The sequence below is a fragment of the Microbulbifer sp. MKSA007 genome (genome assembly GCA_032615215.1).
GTDB lineage: Bacteria > Pseudomonadota > Gammaproteobacteria > Pseudomonadales > Cellvibrionaceae > Microbulbifer.
This window is the reverse complement of record CP128431.1, coordinates 235,395-254,454: the sequence shown is the minus strand read 5'-3', so window position 1 is coordinate 254,454 and position 19,060 is coordinate 235,395. Positions and strand designations below refer to the sequence as shown.

17 protein-coding genes are annotated in these 19,060 nt (G+C 49.2%); 4 read left to right on the top strand and 13 right to left on the bottom strand.

Annotated elements, in window-relative coordinates; genetic code table 11:
• Nucleotides 1-29 precede the first annotated feature (29 nt).
• Nucleotides 30-1,649, bottom strand: coding sequence for an alkaline phosphatase family protein (locus tag QT397_01010; protein ID WNZ53617.1), 1,620 nt, complete (start codon nucleotides 1,647-1,649; stop codon nucleotides 30-32).
• An 89-nt stretch (nucleotides 1,650-1,738) separates the two neighbouring features.
• On the opposite strand from QT397_01010, the gene QT397_01005 reads away from it, so the two are divergent.
• Nucleotides 1,739-2,728 carry an alpha/beta fold hydrolase gene (locus QT397_01005; protein ID WNZ53616.1) on the top strand — a complete coding sequence of 330 codons (990 nt, stop codon included), beginning with the start codon at nucleotides 1,739-1,741 and terminating at the stop codon, nucleotides 2,726-2,728.
• Between the two features lie 123 nt (nucleotides 2,729-2,851).
• Nucleotides 2,852-3,685 (top strand): alpha/beta hydrolase, encoded by an 834-nt coding sequence (locus QT397_01000; GenBank protein ID WNZ53615.1) that lies wholly within the window; start codon nucleotides 2,852-2,854, stop codon nucleotides 3,683-3,685.
• 16 nt (nucleotides 3,686-3,701) lie between these two features.
• Here the strand turns inward: QT397_01000 and QT397_00995 are convergent, their stop codons facing one another.
• The 8 genes from QT397_00995 to QT397_00960 all read right to left on the bottom strand — a co-directional run bounded on the left by QT397_00995 (nucleotide 3,702) and on the right by QT397_00960 (nucleotide 10,128).
• Nucleotides 3,702-4,313 carry a glycosyltransferase family 29 protein gene (locus tag QT397_00995; protein WNZ53614.1) on the bottom strand — a complete coding sequence of 204 codons (612 nt, stop codon included), beginning with the start codon at nucleotides 4,311-4,313 and terminating at the stop codon, nucleotides 3,702-3,704.
• A complete protein-coding gene (locus QT397_00990; protein ID WNZ53613.1) occupies nucleotides 4,310-5,002 on the bottom strand; it encodes a hypothetical protein in 693 nt (230 codons plus the stop codon). Before QT397_00990 ends, QT397_00995 begins: the two co-directional genes overlap by 4 nt.
• Nucleotides 5,003-5,083: 81 nt before the next feature.
• Nucleotides 5,084-6,034 carry a polysaccharide pyruvyl transferase family protein gene (locus QT397_00985; GenBank protein ID WNZ53974.1) on the bottom strand — a complete coding sequence of 317 codons (951 nt, stop codon included), beginning with the start codon at nucleotides 6,032-6,034 and terminating at the stop codon, nucleotides 5,084-5,086.
• Nucleotides 6,035-6,051: 17 nt separating this feature from the next.
• Nucleotides 6,052-7,080 carry an ELM1/GtrOC1 family putative glycosyltransferase gene (locus QT397_00980; protein ID WNZ53612.1) on the bottom strand — a complete coding sequence of 343 codons (1,029 nt, stop codon included), beginning with the start codon at nucleotides 7,078-7,080 and terminating at the stop codon, nucleotides 6,052-6,054.
• A gap of 36 nt (nucleotides 7,081-7,116) precedes the next feature.
• On the bottom strand, nucleotides 7,117-8,043 hold the full coding sequence (locus tag QT397_00975; GenBank protein ID WNZ53611.1) for a glycosyltransferase family 2 protein: 927 nt from the start codon (nucleotides 8,041-8,043) through the stop codon (nucleotides 7,117-7,119).
• A 35-nt stretch (nucleotides 8,044-8,078) separates the two neighbouring features.
• The gene (locus tag QT397_00970; protein ID WNZ53610.1) at nucleotides 8,079-8,867 is read right to left on the bottom strand and encodes a glycosyltransferase family 2 protein; all 789 of its coding nucleotides are present in this window, start codon (nucleotides 8,865-8,867) and stop codon (nucleotides 8,079-8,081) included.
• A 465-nt stretch (nucleotides 8,868-9,332) separates the two neighbouring features.
• The gene (locus QT397_00965; GenBank protein WNZ53609.1) at nucleotides 9,333-9,794 is read right to left on the bottom strand and encodes an SRPBCC domain-containing protein; all 462 of its coding nucleotides are present in this window, start codon (nucleotides 9,792-9,794) and stop codon (nucleotides 9,333-9,335) included.
• Nucleotides 9,778-10,128 (bottom strand): metalloregulator ArsR/SmtB family transcription factor, encoded by a 351-nt coding sequence (locus QT397_00960; protein WNZ53608.1) that lies wholly within the window; start codon nucleotides 10,126-10,128, stop codon nucleotides 9,778-9,780. Before QT397_00960 ends, QT397_00965 begins: the two co-directional genes overlap by 17 nt.
• A gap of 416 nt (nucleotides 10,129-10,544) precedes the next feature.
• On the opposite strand from QT397_00960, the gene QT397_00955 reads away from it, so the two are divergent.
• Both QT397_00955 and QT397_00950 read left to right on the top strand, forming a co-directional pair.
• Nucleotides 10,545-11,435, top strand: a complete 891-nt coding sequence (locus QT397_00955; GenBank protein WNZ53607.1) for a DMT family transporter — start codon at nucleotides 10,545-10,547, stop codon at nucleotides 11,433-11,435.
• Nucleotides 11,436-11,518: 83 nt separating this feature from the next.
• On the top strand, nucleotides 11,519-12,253 hold the full coding sequence (locus QT397_00950; protein WNZ53606.1) for a ribonuclease Z: 735 nt from the start codon (nucleotides 11,519-11,521) through the stop codon (nucleotides 12,251-12,253).
• Here QT397_00950 and QT397_00945 read toward each other — a convergent pair.
• The 4 genes from QT397_00945 to QT397_00930 form a co-directional block, all read right to left on the bottom strand.
• Nucleotides 12,250-13,938 carry an EAL domain-containing protein gene (locus tag QT397_00945; GenBank protein ID WNZ53605.1) on the bottom strand — a complete coding sequence of 563 codons (1,689 nt, stop codon included), beginning with the start codon at nucleotides 13,936-13,938 and terminating at the stop codon, nucleotides 12,250-12,252. The two genes, QT397_00950 and QT397_00945, sit on opposite strands and share 4 nt — an antisense overlap.
• 433 nt (nucleotides 13,939-14,371) lie before the next feature.
• The gene (locus QT397_00940; GenBank protein WNZ53604.1) at nucleotides 14,372-15,442 is read right to left on the bottom strand and encodes a Gfo/Idh/MocA family oxidoreductase; all 1,071 of its coding nucleotides are present in this window, start codon (nucleotides 15,440-15,442) and stop codon (nucleotides 14,372-14,374) included.
• Nucleotides 15,442-16,224, bottom strand: a complete 783-nt coding sequence (locus QT397_00935) for a trehalose utilization protein ThuA (protein ID WNZ53603.1) — start codon at nucleotides 16,222-16,224, stop codon at nucleotides 15,442-15,444. The genes QT397_00940 and QT397_00935 overlap by 1 nt, the downstream gene beginning before the upstream one ends.
• A 327-nt stretch (nucleotides 16,225-16,551) precedes the next feature.
• A complete protein-coding gene (locus QT397_00930) occupies nucleotides 16,552-19,059 on the bottom strand; it encodes a glycoside hydrolase family 95 protein (protein WNZ53602.1) in 2,508 nt (835 codons plus the stop codon).
• Nucleotide 19,060 lies beyond the last annotated feature (1 nt).

Sequence of the window (19,060 nt, the reverse complement as noted above, 5' to 3'; positions counted from 1 at the left end):
AGGGAGCAAATACTCCCTCTCGTTGCTCCTCAAAGGAGGCCTTGCTCTCGCTTGGCCTCTTCCAGCTCATCCTCATCAGTGTAACCAATGAGAATACCAGCCTGTAGTTCTTTGCCAGCGTTTGCTGCGATCTGTTTGTCTGTCATCGTGATCCGGGTATGGTGCTTCCGGTACCAGGCAAACAAAGCTTCGCTCATCCGCTCTCGCTCAGCTGCGTAGGCAGGGTCTGCGCCAAGGTCTTGAAGTTCCTGCGGGTCTTCCTGTAGATCGAAGAGCATTGGACGGAAGCCTTCAGCATGAATGAACTTCCAGCGCTTATCCATAATCATAGCCAAGCGGCAATCAGAAACCGGTAGTCCAAGATCCATTCGCGCATTCCGCATGGAGTAGTCGTACTCGCTGATCGTGAACTCACGCCACGTGATAGGCTCTGCGCTTTCCAGCAAAGGCAGCAGAGAGCGACCTTCCAGAACGTTTGGCTTGGGTGTACCTCCGCAGAACTCCACGAAGGTCGGTGCAAGATCAATGGCTTCCACCAGATCCTCACTGACGGATCCGCGTGTACTGTTTGCTTCCGGGCGCGGATCGACCACAATAAGTGGGATTTTGACGGAAGGTTCGTGGAAGAGTTCCTTCTCACCCATCCAGTGGTCACCCAGATAGTCACCGTGATCGGAGGTGAATACAATCATGGTGTTATCGGTTAGCCCCTTTTCATCGAGAAACTTCATGAGCTTACCGATTTCATCATCGATCTGTTTGATCAGCCCCATATAAGCAGGGATGACCTTGGCACGGGTCTCATCATTGGAAAATGCTTTGGAAACACGTTCTCCCATGAAGGCCTTGAACACGGGGTGCGGGTCTTGCCTCTCCTCTTCGGAACGGACAACAGGCAGCACATCTTCAGCGCTGTACATGTCATGATAAGGCGCAGGCACAATGTAGGGCCAGTGCGGCTTGATCAGGGAAAGGTGCACGCACCACGGCTGGTCTCCAGCAACGGCGACAAAGTCTTTAAACCGCTGGATCATATAGGGAGTTTCGGCGTGTTCAGCTTGTACGCGAGCTGGCTTATCGGAATGACCAAGCAACCAGCCAGAGAGGATTTCTCCGTCCTCTCCCTCCGCCGAGTTTGACCATCGCTCCCACTGGTTAGGCCCGTCATAGCCTTTGGCTTTGAGATAGCTGTCATATTCTGGGTTAGGTGAGTAAGGGCCATCCGGATGGAGGCCATCATCGCGTTCGAACACCTCAAACCCGCATTCGGCAACGCGGGCGCCGATGAAGCTTTCAGGTGAGATACCCAGGCGGACCATGCCTTCGGTGTCCGCACGCATATGCGTTTTGCCGACCAGTACGTTGCGTACACCAATCTCTTGCAAATGATCGCCAAGCGTTGGCTCTCCTACCCGAAGCGGAATGCCGTTCCAGGTGCTGCCGTGGGAGCGCACGTATCGGCCTGTATAAAAGCTCATGCGAGACGGGCCGCAAATGGGGGACTGCACATACGCACGGTTAAAACGTACGCCGCGTTCCGCCAGCCTATCAATGTTTGGGGTGTGCAAATGCGGGTGGCCATAGCAGCTCAGGTAATCAAACCGTAGCTGATCACACATGATCCAAAGCACATTGCGGCCATTCGCCATCTCAAACACCTCCCCAGATTGATGGGGTATATTCCCTTATTTGTCACAGGATTAGCAAGGGGACGGCAGTGTTTAACTTGACCTCATAGGTGTTGGGTTTTTCAATCATTGATGAGCAAATCTGGCTGATTATACTATTGCGTGTTTTTAGAATTAGAGTTTTGGGGGAAATTGTTGAGATGGGTTTATCTAAGAAAATAATTGCGCTGAGCTTTGGTGTGGTCAGCCTTTTGGGCTTTTCTTTGGTCCAAAGCGCCACTGCTGAAGAGAGGATTGTTTCCATTCCAGTTGGAGATCAAAACATGATTGCCACGCTTGAAACGGCCTCACAAGAAAACGCGCCTATTGCCATTCTATTACATGGTTTTACCGGAACGCGGGATGAGCTGCCGGTGAAGGAAACGGATGAGGGCGTGTTCTCTCGCATGGCCCGCCTTATGGCCGAGCAGGGTGTTTCATCTTTGCGGATCGACTTCCGCGGATCTGGCGAAAGTGACGGCAAATGGGAGGACACCACCTTCTCCAGCCAGATCAAAGATGCCGTAACTGCGATTGCGTGGATTCGTGCGCAAGATGCGTTTAAAGGGGGTAAACTTGCGTTGATCGGTTGGAGTCAGGGTGGTTTGGTCGCGAGCCATGCTGCAGCTGCGAGATCAGATGTCGACAGTGTTGTGTTGATGGCCCCAGCGACTAATCCCCTCGTCACATTCATCGGCCTCTTCGGCAAAGAGCTTGTCGAGAAGGCTATGTCTTCTGATCCGGAAACTCCAATCACGGCCAGTCTGCCTTGGGGCGTGGATACCACGCTGAAGGCTCGCTTCTATCAGGAGCTGCCGATAACAAGCCCGCTTGCAGCAGCTGCGCAGTATGATGGGCCGCTGATGGTGATCATGGCTCAGAAAGATGCGTTGATCACACCGCAGCCCGCCATCGGTGAAGCTTGGATGAGGTACCACAACGGTGAAGAGAAACTGCTAGTGCTCGATACGGATCATGTCTGGAGTGCGTTTGAAGGACCAAAGATGATAGATGAGCAGGTCGTGCCTGCTATTCTTGAATGGTTCGAGGAACAGCTCTAGCCTTTTGCTGTTGGAGCAGTCGGTCGATTGAGGGTGGCTGCTCCTGAAGAACTTTCAGTATTTTTGTGCCAGCTTTCGACTTAGCTTTACAGCTTCACGTAGGGGGAGTTGAGGGCAAGCAAGGTGCTGGATGTAAAGCAAAAAGAGCAAGTGGTTGCCATTCCGGTTGGTGACCAGAAGATTATCGGAACACTTGCAGGCTCTACCAGTGTTGGCGCGCCCCTTCTGATCCTCCTTCACGGCTTTCACGGAAGCCGCGACGAGCTGGAGATCGTTGGGACCAGTGAAGGCCTCTTCTCTCGCATGGCCCGTGTTCTTGCGGAAGTTGGCTACGCCACTTTACGGATAGACTTTCGCGGCTCCGGAGACAGCGACGGCGCTTGGGAAGACAACACCTTTGAAAGTCAGACTGAGGATGCAATCGCCGTTGTTGATTGGGTCAGAGCTCAAAGGAACCTATCGTTCTCCAAACTCATTCTGGTTGGCTGGAGTCAGGGCGGATATATCGCTGGATGTGCTGCGATAAAGCGGCCTGATCTTGATGGCATTGCCTTGCTGGCACCAACTGTCCACCCACGAAAGACCTTTCGCCATCTGGTTGGAGAGAAGGTCCGCACCTGTGCCGCGCTTGTAGATCCGGATCATTTGGTTTCCGCAGAATTTCCCTGGGGTACCAAAATTCAGATCAAGGCCCGCTTCTTTCAGGATCTGCCTGAAGTTCCTCCGGTATTGGAACGATCAGGGTTTGTGAGCCCCATGCTGGTTGTTGCTGCGCGACACGACCGGGTCATCTTCCCTCAACCAACCTCCAGCGAAATCTGGCTTCGCCGGCATTTAGGAGCGAAGCAACTGACCGTCCTTGATACGGATCATGTCTTCGGAGTTCTGGAAGGGCCGGATGAGTTTGATCATCAGTTGATGCCAGCACTGTTGAACTGGTTGGTGAGTAGCTTTTAATATAATGATATAAAAGCTATGTTATCCTGAAGAAGTTTTTTATTTTTAATAAGTAATTATTGAATTTTGTATTACCTTTGTACTCTTTCGAGCATTCTTTTATAATCCAATTCTTTTTCAAAGAAATATCTTGAATTAATTGTTTTTCTTTCAAGAAGTTGTGGGATCCAGTATTGCTTTTCTTCTCGTAAAAACTCTTAGTAGCTTTGAAGTCGAACCCATAAAATGTGACTGTTCTTGGTTCACATTGTAGAAGCAAGTATGACACCATTGCACCTACTGATGGTCTGGCACTTAGTTGCATATTTAAGCTCTTCCATAATGTCATGGGAAAGAACAAATTCTCGGGACCTTTTTTGAAGAGCTTTCTCTCTTTAGGGGACATGTAAACACGAATATCGCATTTGCAGAGAGGATATATTTCTTTTACGAGCTTGTAGGTGCTGTAGCACCAGATATCTGTCCGTGCCCCAAAACAGTGCGTGTCAGGTATTAAAATGCCACGGTTCATTCTTATGACAATGTCATGCTCATCAATTTCACGGCCGTAAGAGTAACTCATTAGATTATTTGAGTTGCCGATAACTGCGACGGATTTGCCAGAAATATACTTTTTCAGTTGCATCATGCGTATTGATTATGTTGGTGCAGTGTTGCGTGAATTTCATTCTCGAGCTCACTGCTTAACTCACAAATATCTTTGTCTGCATTTGTCGGCATTACTCCAATAACAGAGTTCAAGTCACTTACGTAGCCGTGTATTTGCTGCCGAATACAGCTATTGATACGATCAGGTATCACTCCTGCACGTTCCAAGTCTTGAAGCGTAGATTGAGCCTTTCTTGGGTATTTATAGAGATTTTCAACAATGAGGCCGCAAGTCCATGTTGGATTGCTATTGTAAAACGCATTGAAGGTGCGGATAAAGGCAACATCCAATACTTTGGGTCCTATGCCGGCATTTTGTAACCTAACTGCGCTCACAAAATTCTCTGCAGTTCGACGAGCGACTGTTTTTTTGTAAACGTTCTGCCAGTCTTTAACTGTGTAACGGTCAGTGCTTAGAACGTTGCGCCCATTGAGTATATCAGTACGAGAAGGGGCGCCTTTGGAGATGCAATGGCAATGTCCGTCAAATGAGTGCAGGAGCTTTAGTTGTAATTCTGGTATGTAAAATGACCACGAAGCGACATTGGCCTTGTATCGGATACCATCTACGCTGAGCTGTCGTTTGAAGAAACGGCTAGGTTTCGGTAACGAGATTTCATCAAATATAACGATTGTGCTTCTCCAGATTGGTTCGCCAAGTTCAAACATTGGCATTTGGTCTTGGGAACTCTAAGCGGAAAATTTGCTTTTAGCAGAACTTTCGAGATGCATTAGATGCCATCAAAATAATTAGCAAGCACAAATTTCATCAAACATTTTAGTTGCTCGAGACCTTGCGTTCTCGAGGTTTTCTTTAAGACTTTCCTGTTCATCCGGACTCCAGCACCACTGTTCTGGAGATGCTGTCAAAAGGTGTTTGGTGTCAGTAAATACACGCGCGGGATTTAACCCCATGTCATTCAAAAGAAATGTGATTTTTTTTGTATTTGATGCAACTGCAACAAAAGGTGTGCCAGCGCACAAAGCCAAGCATGCACCATGGAAACGTCCGGTAATGTACAAATTTCGTTGGGCTAAGAACCGTGCCAGTTCTTCTTCATCATTGAAGCAACTATAATTTTTCCACCAGCATGTAAGACTGTAGCGCAAATCTTTTAATGGATATGACGTTAAAGGAGAACGATGAGTTGGACGTACGCTTGCAAAGTAGTTTTCTCCTCTCGATGATCTAAATCCTTTATACAAATCTCGTGTGACATTTCTTTTGAGGGCATCACCCCATGCGACTCCACTGCGTGGATTTAAAGTGGAAATGGGTTTAGAACTGATAAGACTTAAGTCAGGACAATAATGAGCTTGGACGCCATGTTCGGTCAGTTTTTTTTGACTGTTGGTATCTCTTAAAGAGATGTAGGATGCGTTCGAGATAATATCGACCCAAGAGGTAGGGTTGTCTTGCCAAATACTATTAATTAGTGCGATGCGATTGCTTGAGGTTTTCTCTTGAAATATGCGCATGCATTTTTCTGCTTCCGAGCTTCCGCTATGAAATGTGCCTTCGCCATTAATAAGTATTAGGTCTGCTTGCTTCGCGTGCTCAACAAACACAGAATCCTCCCACCAAGAAGCGCCTACACGAGAGGTCGCAGACAAACTAAACCCTCTGTGCTCCATTTCTTTCCGAATTACGCGTGATACTGCTCGACATCCATGATGCCACGTATCGAAAGTGTCATTCATCAAAACATATTTGAACATCAGGCAGCTTCTTCTATTTTTTTCTTATTTAGTTTGTAATGTACTGCGGAGAGAAATGAACGTTTCCATGAAATACTGGGAGTTTCCATAGTCTGCACATCAATTCTGTTTGAGGAGCATACGTCCACTAGCGATATTTGATTACTATCAGATTGATCTTTCAAAAACCGAGAGATACGTAGTTCTCTTGGTAAGGAGTGTTCATATACTGCGACCGTTTTAGTAAATGATGCCAAGGCCTCCGAGACCATAGAGACGCTTTCCGCACTAACGATTGCACAAGCGGCATCATTTAATAAAGACTGCATACTCGGGCTATCGCCTTCACTGTAAAGGATTAGCTGGTTAACTTTTATGTTGCTTTCGTGAATGTATTTTTTAATTTTTGTCTCATTTTGAGTTCCTGTGCGATGTGACGTTGTCACGGATAACTCAAGACTTTCTTTTTTCGCGATTGAAGCAGCTAAATGAAGTACCCGATAATAATACTCCTCAGAGTATTGATGTGATCCAGCGTTGCCACCGAATGCGACGAGAAGTTTACTTCGTTCCGCAGGAGGCACTAGTGCCTTACCGTCGATTTGAGAAGGGGCATAGGGTAATTGATACTCATTTCTTTTAGCGGTATGTCCGGGGTGCGAAATAACCAAGTCGACCATTTCCGGGGGAATCCGTTTGACCTCGCCGAGATGGATAGAGAAGCCTCCGAGACTTTTTGAAAGAAAAGCAGCAGGTAACTCTCCAGACCCTAAAGTTGAGATGACAAATGCATCCTGTACATCTGCTTTAGAAGGAATGTCTCCTATGCAAAACAATGAAGCGATTTGCTCCAAAATGCGCCCAAATTGCTTTTGCTGTATCAGATGGAGAAATAAGGTCTCAAACATCCGGCTGCGAAACCTGATATCAAGAATCTTGATCACCCCGCCAAACTCTTCTTGAAGAGCTTTAGCTAAACCCAGAATGTTATTCTGATCTCCGAGTATGTTGCAGCGGATCACAAATATGTCTTTTGTTTCTTTTTGCATTTTATCGACTTTTTGCGCTAGCAAAGCTTTGGTTAGCTAAGAGGAGATAATCCGTCGAACTCCTTTACGAGACATCATTTCATCTGCGTAAAACTTGAGCTTCTGTTCGGTTATAGTGGTTTGGGGAGATATCTTATTCATTAGATAGCTTCGAAAAGCCTCAGAGAAGTAAGAGCCAAACCTCCTATTATCTCGTTCTAATTTCCATCTAGAAGATAAAATTTGCTTAGTCAAAAATTGCTTAGCTTTTACGGAGATATTTGGTTTCTCGAGTTGAAAGAATGCTGAAAAGAAACGATCATGATGTTGCTGTGTTGTGTTTACGCTAAGATTGTTGTTGTCCGGCGGACGCAACCAGTAAACGACATCATGGACATATGCTAATCTGTTGGCTTGCTCGCTTAAGCGTAATGGTAAAGATTGATCTTGAATAAATACTCGCTCATCAGCACCTCCTGAGTACTTCCAAAGTTGGGCGTCAACAAGGAAACCCATATGCACTATTTGCTTTCGTGCACAATAAGCGAGCGGGTCGGTTGAGACTGTAATTAAAGAAGTAGGATCAACTCTAGCTTGCGTCCGATATCCACGTTTCGACCTCCCAAATACAAGTGGGGCTCCTTTGTCGCCTGCAATGTTTAAGAGAGTTCGAGTGCCGTTCGTTGTAAGGAAATCATCTGCGTCGATAGGGATAAAGTAACTGCCATTAGCATGATTAGCTGCTTGGTTAATACGTCTTGCAGGTCCGTAGTTTTGATGGTTCTCTACAACTTTAATTCTTGCATCATTCGCAGTTTGACTTTTCAAATACTCAACAGAGCGATCTGAAGAGCAATCGTCAACAAAAATCAGCTCGACTTCTGCTCCCTCCAAACCTTGTTGGTTCTTGAGGCACTCGATCGTTTCAGGAAGTTCACGTTCCTTATTGTAAACAGTTATTAGATAACTGATCAGCGGTTTCACGATAAGACCTGCATAATTGATGGCGAAGATAGTCTTTACCTATTAGACCTTTTCGCTTTTTCAATCAATTGATACTGGTAAAATTTAGCTAATCTAATGAAGCGAGAGTATGCATAATTGTGGGCATCTACTACCCCCCACAAGCCATAAAGAAAACCTCTACGTAAGATGTAACTTTTCAGAAATGAGATAGGAAATTCAGATAGTAATCTAAACTTAGAAACTTGCCGGCCCCTACTGATCATGTCTCTTACTTGCATATCAGAATAGCGGTTTAATTTTTCTACAGCAAACTGGATTGATCGTTGAGAGCGATGGTCAACCTTGCCTTTCAGTTTAGACGTCACTGCACCTTCATTTGGTCTCACTGTGTCATGAACGCTAGAGGTTGAAAAACGTCCCTTTTCGCGATTGTAAAGCCGATATTGCCAATACCCATAGGCCCAAGGCTTGGCCGTCTTTTCATGCGGAAACACATCCACAATATGAACTTTAAAAATGTCGTGTTGAGGTACTGGTTGAAAAAGGTTTTTGATTTCTATAGCTAGCGCAGGAGTTATTTCTTCGTCGGCATCAATGTTCAAGAGCCATGTGTTTTGGCATTGGTCCTCGGCAAAGCGTTTTTGCTCCCCATATCCATTCCATTTATTGTAGATGACTTTGGCTCCAGCGTTTTCAGCAACTTCTACTGTTTTATCTGTAGAGCCAGAATCAACCACTATGACTTCATCCACCCAAGACTTAAGACTATTGATCGCTTTTAAAATGCGGTCTTCTTCATTCTGGCTGATGATAAAAGCAGAAATCGGTAGTTTAGTACTCAAGGGACAGTTCTCTGAAGTTCAATGCAGGATTGGTGTTTGCGATACATTGTGTGTTTGAAATTTTCAAGCGGTTGCCGGCTTTGAATGGGACCGTTCGAAATCGTATGCCACAGTTACTGATATTTTTTTAGATTGTCAGCAGAAACTGATGGATAAAGGTGCACTTAGGTTCAAATTGAGACTTTCTGAGGGCGAAGCCCTCTGAAAGGCAAAATCGCAAAAAGTCAGTTTCTGATGAATTTGCTGACAAGAACGCTTAAATCCCCAGGCCCATAAGCTGTAAAGCGCTTTACTGCATTTGACTGTCCTCGAAACAGACCATATCTTCGGAGTTCTGGAAGGGCCTGATGAGTTCGATCATCAGTTGATGCCAGCACTGTTGAACTGGTTGGTGAGTAGCTTTTAAGGAGAGGAGCCCAGCCTGCAAAGCAAGTTCGCAGGCCGGGAGTTGCCGGGGGATGGAGTTTAGGCTTCGACGAAGTGTTGCAGGTCGTTGAAACTGCTGCTCCAGCCTTGATCGTGGTTTTTGGTCTGCTCTGGATCAGCGAAGACTTTCTGGACCATGGTCATGCGCGTTCCACCCTCGATGGCCTCAAAGGTGAGGTCCACGTCGGTTTCATGACCGCGAACACCATCATTGATCCAACCCCACGAGAAACAGAGGCGGTTTGGACGTTCCAGAACTTTGTAGATGCCGGAGACCGTGTAAGCGCCGCCTTCCTTGGTTGAGGTCATCGTGGTTTTCCAATGGCCGCCTGCGCGCACATCCATTTCACATTCTGGGGTGGTCATGCCTTCTGGCCCCCACCACTGAACGAGCATCTCAGGGTTGGTCCAGGCGTCGTAGACTTTTTCAGGTGAGGCTTTGAAGTCGCGCGTGATCCGCAGAGTGGTTTCTTCCTGTGTCATGCTATCGGCTGCTGTCATCTTCTTCCCCTTGCTGTTTGTCGAGCAGTGCTTCCAGCCGGTCAAAACTGGTGTTCCAGAAAGTGCGGTAGCGCTCGATCCATTGATGCAGGTCTGCAAATCGGTCTTTCTTCAATGCACAAACCCTCCATTGCTTTTCGATGCGTCGTTCGATGAGGCCAGCGTTCTCGAGCAGTTTGATATGCCGAGAGATGGCAGGAGCTGACATTTTAAATGGCTCGGCGAGTTGTCCGACGGGCAAGTCTCCTTCCTTCAAAAGCCGCTCAACGATGGCAAACCGTGTCGGGTCTGCCAAGGCTCCAAAAACTTCCGGCAAGTTGGTTTGTGTATTCATTTTACTATCTCATTAATTAACAAAAAAGTTAAATGAAGAATCGCAATCGGTCAAGCAGTCCTGCAGACTCATTTCAAATTGGCTTGTCCTTCCCTTATGGAATGTTTGGTCTAGTCACATCACCGGAGGAAAAAGTTGCTCACAGGCTGAGTAATTTTCAAATATATCTGCGCGGCATCTTGGCAATAAACAGCAACAAATCCGTTGAAAATAATTGAGATGCCAAAGACGAAAAATAATTCTACCTCACGCCATAGAAACGAATAGAAAAACGTAAAAAACTGAGTTAGGTGGCAAGTAATCTTTGGTGCTGAAACACAAGCTTCAGTGCCTTTCCTCAAAACCGAACGGTGTGTCACTCGCGGACTTCAATCCCGCGAGACGAACGGCATGAACCCGGACATTGCAGGCTTGTTATGAGTGAGATGGTTTCCCATGCCCCGGCTCAGGGCAACGTTAAGTATGGCATCCTCTGGATGGTGGCAGCCATGTTTATGTTCGTCATTGTCGATAGTGTGGGCAAATACCTGTCTCTGTCCTATCCGGTTCTGCAAGTGGTTTGGGGGCGGATGTTCTTCCATCTGCTGTTCATGCTGATCTTTATGGCGCCGCGGGTGAAGACCATGATGGTGCCGAACAATGGTTCCGTTGTTTATCTGCGCGCGGTTCTTGTTTTGGTGATGACCATCGGGTCTGTTGCCGCGGCCCAGTTGATCCCGGTTGCAACGCTGCACGCGATCGCATTGCTTTCTCCCATGATGGTGACGGCCATGTCTGTGCCGATTCTGGGTGAAAAGGTTGGCCTTCGTCGCTGGACATCCATTCTGGTTGCGTTTGTTGGCGCGCTTTTGATTGTGAAACCGGGGGCTGATGTGCTTGATCTGGGTGCGCTGATCGCAGTGGCGACCATTGTCGTCTACTCCGCCGGACATATCGTAGCGCGATACGCAAGCAAGTTTGATACCCCATCAACCGTGCTGTTCCATACCGCCCTGCTGGGAGCGGTGGTCACCACGCTATTCACGCCGTATTTCTGGCAAGCACCAGACATGGAAGGCTGGGCTCTGCTGGCTTTGATTGGCGCTGTGTCTGGTCTGGGACACTATGCCATTGTGAAGGCCTTCTCGTTTGGGGAAGCATCCACCATTGCGCCGTTCAGCTACAGCAGCCTCATCTGGGCTATGTTGATTGGCCTTATGTTCTTTGGTGAGTTCCCAGATACTCTGACGCTGGCTGGTGCGGCCATCATTTTTGGGTCGGCCATCTACATGTGGCATCGGGAAAAAGTTTTGGGAACAGCCGCATAGATTATGCGCTTACAACTACATAATGTTTTGCTTGTTAAATCTCTCTGCTCTAAAACTGGGGGATCACTGTGAGGGGGAACATTATGCATGTAAAAATGCTGGGTTGTGGCGACGCGTATGATGCGCAAAAAACGAATTCATCTCTGCTGATTTCAGAGAGTGACTTCAAACTGCTTATCGATTGCGGCCCAACCGTGCCTCAGGCTCTGTTTGCCTATGGGATGAAAGCTGACGATATCAGCTGCATCTACATCTCACATTGTCATCCGGATCATTGCCTTGGCCTGACAACGCTGTTGAACTACATGAAGTCCTTCAAGCGATCCAAACCGCTGACCATCTACCGTCAGGCCTCTCAGCATCCGGCGCTCTATCGTTTGATGGAGTTTGCCTATTGGCCGGAAAAAGATCTGGGCTTTGAGCTTCATTGGAAAGATTCAGAGGAGCTGACTGAAGTTGGCCCATGGCGGGCAGAAACGACGCCAAGCAATCACTCAGTGCCCAACCGCAGCCTGCAGCTGAAGAGCGACAGTGAGGTTCTGTTCTATTCAGGAGATGGTCTGCTCTCTCCAAAAGGTGAAGAATTGGCGGCGCAGGCAGATCTGGCCTTTATTGAATGCGAGTACATGACTGCTGCCAATGGGCATGGATCATGGGCAGATGTAAAAGGCTTGCAGCGCAAAGCGGGAAGCCGCTGGGTGCTCTATCATATTGATGATGCCTCCAGACCCGCAGTGGCTGAAGCGATCAAAGAGTATCCTGAGTTTTCTCTGGGAGAAGATGGTCGTGAGTTCGAACTCACCGGAGTAAAGGCTTAGGCGACCGCCTGAGCTTTCTCTAGCCAATCAGAAGCGAAGATATCTGCTGTGAGCGGCTTGGCGAAGTGATAGCCCTGCGCGTAGCAGCATTTGATATCTCTTAAAATGTCGACCTGCGTTAGGTTCTCGACACCTTCTGCAATGACTTTCAGGTCCAGCAGGCTCGCCATCGCCGTGATCGCCTCAACGATATCACGGGTGGCTTGATCTGATTCCATACGCTGAACGAAGCTGTGATCGATCTTGAGCTTGTCCAGCTTCTGCGTGCGCAGCTGCCAAAGGGCGGAATGGCCAGTGCCAAAGTCATCAATGGCGATGATCATGCCCGCGTTGGCCAAGGCATCCAGATTTTCCTGCGTATGGCCGGTATCGTTGACGAAAGCAGACTCGCTCAGCTCGATTTCATAGGTCTCCGGCGGAACGCCCAGGCTTTCCAGAAGCGCGAGGATTTCTGTCACACGGTTTGGCTTTGCCAGTTCACGCTCAGAGATATTGATGGCAATACGTCCGGTGAACTCAAAACCTTCTGAAATCCATTTGCGATACTGACAGGCAGTTTCGCGGAAAAGCCAGTCCGAGATATCGTCGATCATGTTCTGACATTCGGCGATCGGGATGAACTCAGATGGTGAGATCGGGCCAAGGTCCGGGTCTTCCCAACGCATTAAGGCTTCCACACCAGAAAGCTTGTCATTCTTCAGCTCAACGATCGGCTGATAGTTCAGACGTAGATTACCTTCGTCGATTGCCGTTGTAAGCTTTTCTGAAATCAGCACCTTGCGGACAACGGCTTCTTCCATCTGGCAGGTGTAGAAGCTGAAGCCGAGATTGTTGTACTTGGAATGGTACATGGCGATATCAGCCTGCTTCAGCATGGTGCTGCTGGACGCGCTGGCCAACTGGCTTACGGCCACGCCAATGCTGGCTGAAAGGATTGGTGACTGCTCGCCAAGATCAATCGGGGCCACCATGGCTGTTTGTAGCCGATGAACGGTCATTTCCGCTTCTGCGTTGGAGGTCTCGCGAAGCAGGATCACAAACTCGTCGCCGCCCAGGCGGGAGAGCAGGCCGTTCTCGTTCAGAACACCTTCAAAGCGCTTAGCGGCTTCAACCAGAAACTCATCACCGGCATCATGGCCCAGGGTGTCGTTGATTTCCTTGAAGCGGTCCAGATCCATATAGATGACAGCACATTGGCTTTTTTCGCGTTTGGTATCCTCAACAGCCTTATCCAGCTCTTGCAGAAAGTGCGCGCGGTTCGGCAACCCAGTCAGCGCATCAGTGTAGGCAAGTTTGGAGAGCTCGACTTCGCTCTGCTTCTTCTCGGTGATGTCTTTTTTGATGGCCAGATAGTAGTTCTTGTTGGCGCTGCCACTTTCCCACTCAATCGGGGAGATTTTGGAGTGCTCAACGTACTCTGTACCGTCCTGCCGGCGGTTGATGAACTCGCCTTCCCATGGCTCACCGTTGCCCAAGGTGGACCAGAGATCTTCAAAGGTTTCAGGAGGGGTTTTGCCGGAGCGGAGAAAATCCAGATTGCGGCCAACGGCGTAGTCTGCGGAGTACCCTGTGGTCTTCTCGAACTGAGAGTTTACATAGACAATTGTACCTTCATGATCTGCAACCATGATGGTTTCAGCACACTGTTCTACTGCAACTGACAGAAGCTCAGGAGGTACGAGCACAATATCCTCGGCAAGACTTTAAACTAAATTGCATGCACTGAATAATTAAACTGAAAGATAAGCGCAATGGTTCATCGCAGATAATTAAGGGAAAGATTTAGTTTTAATTGTCTTTAATATTTTATTTAGGAATAATGAAGTCTAAACACCCTAGTATATTCAAGTATTATTATGTGTTTATATTTTAGGTAATTTTGAAATATTAGTACTAAATGGTTTGGTTAGGTTGGCGAATAAGTGTAGGCAGTCGTTTCTTAGAAAATAGAACAAGGGTTCAACATAAGAACGCCCTTTATTTGACCAGCTGGAAAAGAATATTGACCATTACATTTATAAATAGAGGGTAAATTCTGTTTTTTGTCCATGAATTGTCCGGACAATACAAGAGTAGGTTGCATATAAAAAAGGGGAGCCGAGGCTCCCCCTTGGTTTCTTATGCATCCTGCAGTTGCGTGGATAACGGTATATCCTTGCGTCCACCAGCCTTGCTGCTCTCAACAGCAAGGTCCAGCACCTGCTGAAGATTCGCTGCATGGCGGAATGTCGGGTGTCCGTTGACGCCGGATTTCACCGCTTCTGCAAACTTGCGATAGTTGTTTGGCGTCGGGCTCAGTGCAACCTGCTCCCACTCCGCCTTTTCCAGATTAGGGCCAGAGCAAACGAACAGTTCACCCAAATCACCCGTGTTGGTGACTTTGATGCCGCCCTTTGTACCGTGAATCTGAAGATGCAGATCGTTCATGTGGCCAGAGGCAAAGCGGCTGGCGTGAACGACGCCAACAGCACCCGATGCTGTTTCAGCCATCATGGTGAAGCTGTCGTTGGCGTCCAGCTTGTACTCACCAATCTGATTGCCCGGTGCTTTATCGAAGGTCTTCAGATGACAGGAGACAGACTGATACGGCGCGCCGATGGCAAAGCCCGCAAAGTCGAGGATGTGAATGCCCACATCACCCAGAACGCCCAGTGAACCGTGAGATTCAGAGAGGCGCCAGAGCCACTTTTCTTCTTTGTCCCAGTGACCCCACGCAGGCTGGGTCAACCAGCTTTGCAGGTAAGAAGCCTCAAAGTGACGGATTTCACCAATCTCGCCAGCCGCAATCAACTCATGGGCTTTCTGAAGGGCGGACACGTCGCGATAGGACAGGTTGACCATGTTGATCAAACCAGCCTGATCTGCTGCGGTTGCCATCTCATCTGCATCAGCGAAGTTGCTTGCCAACGGCTTTTCGCAGAAGACGTGCTTGCCAGCAGCCAGAAGCGGCATGGTGGTTGGGTGGTGCACGGCATCCGGTGTTACGTTTGCCACGGCATCAAACTCACCCCATGCAAGAGCATCTTCCAGAGAGGTGAAGCGCTTCTCGATGTTATGTTCATCGCAAAACGCAGTCAGGCGCTCTTCGTTGCGGTCAACACCGCCGACGATGTCTACGCCTTCAATTTCGCCGAACTTCTTGGCATGGCTGTTTGCCATGCCGCCAGTTCCTACAATGACCAGACGCATTACCGGTAACCTTCCTCGCCAGCTTTATGCAGACGTGGGCCGCGTTCCTCGATCTTTTCAGGAGCCTGATCGACCGGAACGTTTGGCGCTGCATTTGGATCTGCCACGCGTGGCTGCGGGTTGTAGGCCCACTTCACGCCATTGGCGATAACGCGCTGAACGGTTTCATTGTGATAGGTTGGATAGGTTTCATGACCTGGGCGGAAGTAGAAGATGTTACCTGCACCGCGCTTGTAGGTCAGGCCGGAACGGAACACTTCGCCGCCCTGGAACCAGCTGATGAAGACAGTTTCCAGCGGCTCCGGCACACCAAATGGCTCGCCGTACATTTCTTCGTTTTCCAGCTCAAAGCTGTCCGGAATGCCTGCAGTGATCGGGTGGTTGCGGGATGTTACCCAAAGACGCTCACGCTCGCCAGCTTCACGCCATGTCAGGTTACAAGGTGCGCCCATCAGGCGTTTGAATGGTTTTGCAAAGTGCGCGGAGTGCAGGAAGATCATGCCCATGCCGGACCAGACGCGTTCGCACACACGTTCAACAATCTCGTCAGACACGTCGCCGTGTGCCGCATGGCCCCACCAGATCAAAACGTCTGTGTCTGCAAGGCGCTCTTCAGTCAGGCCGTGTTCCGGGTCCTGAAGAACGGCGGTTGTGGCAGAAATTTCTGGATCATTGTTCAAAGCAGCAGCGATGTGATTGTGCATGCCATCGGGATAGATGTCTGCAACAATTTTGTTCTTTTGCTCGTGGACGTTTTCGCCCCAGACAATGGTCTTAATCATTGGCGTATTCCGATAAATGTGGAGTGTCTTGCCTGAGGACCAGACAAAACGGCCATATGGAAAAGGGCCTTCCTCATTGCGAGAAAGACTGCGGAATTGTTCATTTGTGTAGGTGCGATGCTATCGCGTCTTGGGACCGCAGAACGCGGTTGACTTCAACTCTGCTTCAACCTTGGTATGAAATGCCAATGAAATATCAAGAAATTCACCGAAACATTTGTTGCAGTGCAACCGATTTACTGCGCACAATGGAACCCCTCTAAGTAACCTCAAGTTTTTGCGGGGATTCCATAGCTAGTCACCTCATTTTCTAGAAGGTTTTACGGACTAGGAGTTCACCAAAGCTTCATCAAAGGAAAGCGTCAACGTTTCTCCCGCGACAGTATTTTGCGTTGCCACATAAAGTTGCAGGGTTGCATCGAAGCTGGACCCAGCAAACGGCAGTTTGCAAAGCACCCTCAGCTCGCCGCCATGATGGCTGATAATCTTGGCCTGAGTTGGTTTGCCGTGTTGCCAGGTTACATCAACTTCAAACCCACCTCTCGCCCGCAGACCCCGCACTTCACCCTCAGGCCAAACGCTTGGCAAGGCGGGCAGAAGTTCGATGCCATTGTGAGTGGTGTTCATCAGCATCTCAGCGACACCGCGTGTGTAGCCAAAGTTGCCATCAATCTGGAACGGAGGGTGAGCGATCATGAGGTTGCCATATAGGCCGCCATCTTCACTCTTTGGCGCTTCATTTTCCACCCGATTGAACATGTTATGGATGATCTTGTAGGCATGGTCGCCATCACCCACACGTGCCCAAAGGCAGATCTTCCAGCCCATGCTCCAACCTGTCGCCAAATCGCCGCGGATCTCCAGAGAGCGAACGGACGCCTTCAGCAGATCTGGCGTGTCTTTGCCGATTTGATCGCACGGGAACAGCCCGTAAAGATGAGAGAGGTGACGGTGAGTCGGCATGAACTCCTTGAAGTCCTGAGACCATTCCTGCACCTGGCCTTGTGCGCCAATCTGATAAGGCAATAACCGTGCGGCCTTTGCTTCCAGCGTATTTGCCAGCTCAGCATCAAGCTCCAGCAGTTTCGCGGCTGCTGCTGTGTTGGCGAAGGTCTCACGGATGATCGCGCAGTCCATGGTGCTGCCTTGATCGACGGTGATGACATGGCCGTCTTCGTCCAGATATCGGTTCTCCGGGCTGGTGCTGACCTTTGGCACCAGATAGCCATCCTTGTTCTCACAAAGCCACCACTCATAAAATTCAGCGGCAGACTTCATCAGCGGATAGGCGCGGTTCTTCAGGAACTCCTTATCGCCGGTATAAAGGAAGTGCTCCCACATATGAGAGAGCAACCATCCTGCTGCCATTGGCCAGAAAGCAGAGGCAGGATCACAAGGAGATGGGACGCTATCGCGCCAGATGGTCGTGTTATGGAAGGCGCACCAGCCGGGTGCGTTGAACATCTTCCTGGCTGTTCGAGCACCAGATACCGCCAGCTCTTCGATAAGCATGAAAAGCGGTTCATGCAGGTCTGAAAGACCGGTGATTTCCGCAGGCCAGTAGTTCATCTCCAGATTGATGTTCATGGTGTAGTTGGAAGACCACTGCGGGCGGCGCAGATTGTTCCAGATGCCCTGCAGGTTTGGCGGCTGGCTACCTGCACGGGATGAGGCAATCAGAAGATAGCGGCCATATTGGAACTGCAACGCAGCAAGGGCTGGATCACCTTTTTCCTGGAACTGCTCCAACCGCGTACTTGTTGGCACATCAGGGATGGCGTCATTGCCTAACTTGAGCGAGACGCGATCAAACAGTCTCAACACGTCGTCGCGGTGTTTTTGCAGCATATCTGCATAGGAAACAGAGCCCGCTTCATCCAAAGCACTTGTCACGATTGGAGCGGGATCTTTTCCGTCCCGGCTAGGGCTCTTGTCTGGTCCGTTGAAGCTGGTCGCCATTGCGATACGAAGGGTAACCGCTGTCGCGTCTTCAATGTGCAGCTCGCCCCGTTCCGGGCGAATGCGTCCGCCTTCCAGTTCAACAGAAAGGCCTGCTTCAAAGTAAGTACCTTCGCCTAAGCCATCCTCGCTGTAGACGATGCCGCCGCGATGTCCGTCCTGCTCGTTTTCAGCAAAGGGGCGGAGTTTGCCGTTAGCACCAAAAATCTCCGGATTTCTGTGCTGCTCCAGATCATGCTCGATACGCTCAATCACACGGCTGCTGGTGAAGGCCGGGGCCTGTCCGCGAAGGTGCAGGCGTGTGTTCTCCGCTTCGTGCGTGGTGCGGCAGGTTGGGTGCGGGCTGTCGTAGCGCAGGTTGAAGGAGAGGGCGCCGGGTTTATTTGCAGTCAGGCGCACAACAATGACGTTGTCTGGGAAGCTAGCAAAACTGGTGCGCTCGAACTTTGTGCCGTTCTGCTCGTAGCTTTCGTGATGCAGGGAGTGACGGATGTCCAGTGCTCGGCGATAGTTTGAAACAGGACTGTCATCGGCCACGGTGATGAACAGATTGCCAACCGGCTGATATGCCTGCCCCTGCCGTCCTGTCCAGTTTTTGCGCACGAACTCCTGAGCTTCAAACAGCTTGCCGTCTCTTAGCAGAGCTTCCACGTGATCAATCTGATGCGCAATTTCGGGCACCGGATAGATGCGTGTCGGCTCGCCTGAATAGAGCGTGTCTTCATTAAGGTGAATGCGTGCGCTCAGCGGATTGCCGTAGACCATAGCCCCCAAGCGGCCGTTTCCAAGTGGTAAGGCTTCGTTCCAATGAGCTGCGGGCGTGTCGTACCAGAGTGTATGTGCCGGATCGGCGTTTGGGAAGAAATCTGTAATCACG

Bases quoted from the DNA above. Each gene is read 5' to 3' on its own strand.
- QT397_01010 (WNZ53617.1), bottom strand. From the start codon at position 1,649: ATGGCGAATGGCCGCAATGTGCTTTGGATCATGTGTGATCAGCTACGG.
- QT397_00995 (WNZ53614.1), bottom strand. From the start codon at position 4,313: ATGATGCAACTGAAAAAGTATATTTCTGGCAAATCCGTCGCAGTTATC.
- QT397_00990 (WNZ53613.1), bottom strand. From the start codon at position 5,002: ATGTTTGAACTTGGCGAACCAATCTGGAGAAGCACAATCGTTATATTT.
- QT397_00985 (WNZ53974.1), bottom strand. From the start codon at position 6,034: ATGAATGACACTTTCGATACGTGGCATCATGGATGTCGAGCAGTATCA.
- QT397_00980 (WNZ53612.1), bottom strand. From the start codon at position 7,080: ATGCAAAAAGAAACAAAAGACATATTTGTGATCCGCTGCAACATACTC.
- QT397_00965 (WNZ53609.1), bottom strand. From the start codon at position 9,794: ATGACAGCAGCCGATAGCATGACACAGGAAGAAACCACTCTGCGGATC.
- QT397_00960 (WNZ53608.1), bottom strand. From the start codon at position 10,128: ATGAATACACAAACCAACTTGCCGGAAGTTTTTGGAGCCTTGGCAGAC.
- QT397_00955 (WNZ53607.1), top strand. From the start codon at position 10,545: ATGAGTGAGATGGTTTCCCATGCCCCGGCTCAGGGCAACGTTAAGTAT.
- QT397_00950 (WNZ53606.1), top strand. From the start codon at position 11,519: ATGCATGTAAAAATGCTGGGTTGTGGCGACGCGTATGATGCGCAAAAA.
- QT397_00940 (WNZ53604.1), bottom strand. From the start codon at position 15,442: ATGCGTCTGGTCATTGTAGGAACTGGCGGCATGGCAAACAGCCATGCC.
- QT397_00935 (WNZ53603.1), bottom strand. From the start codon at position 16,224: ATGATTAAGACCATTGTCTGGGGCGAAAACGTCCACGAGCAAAAGAAC.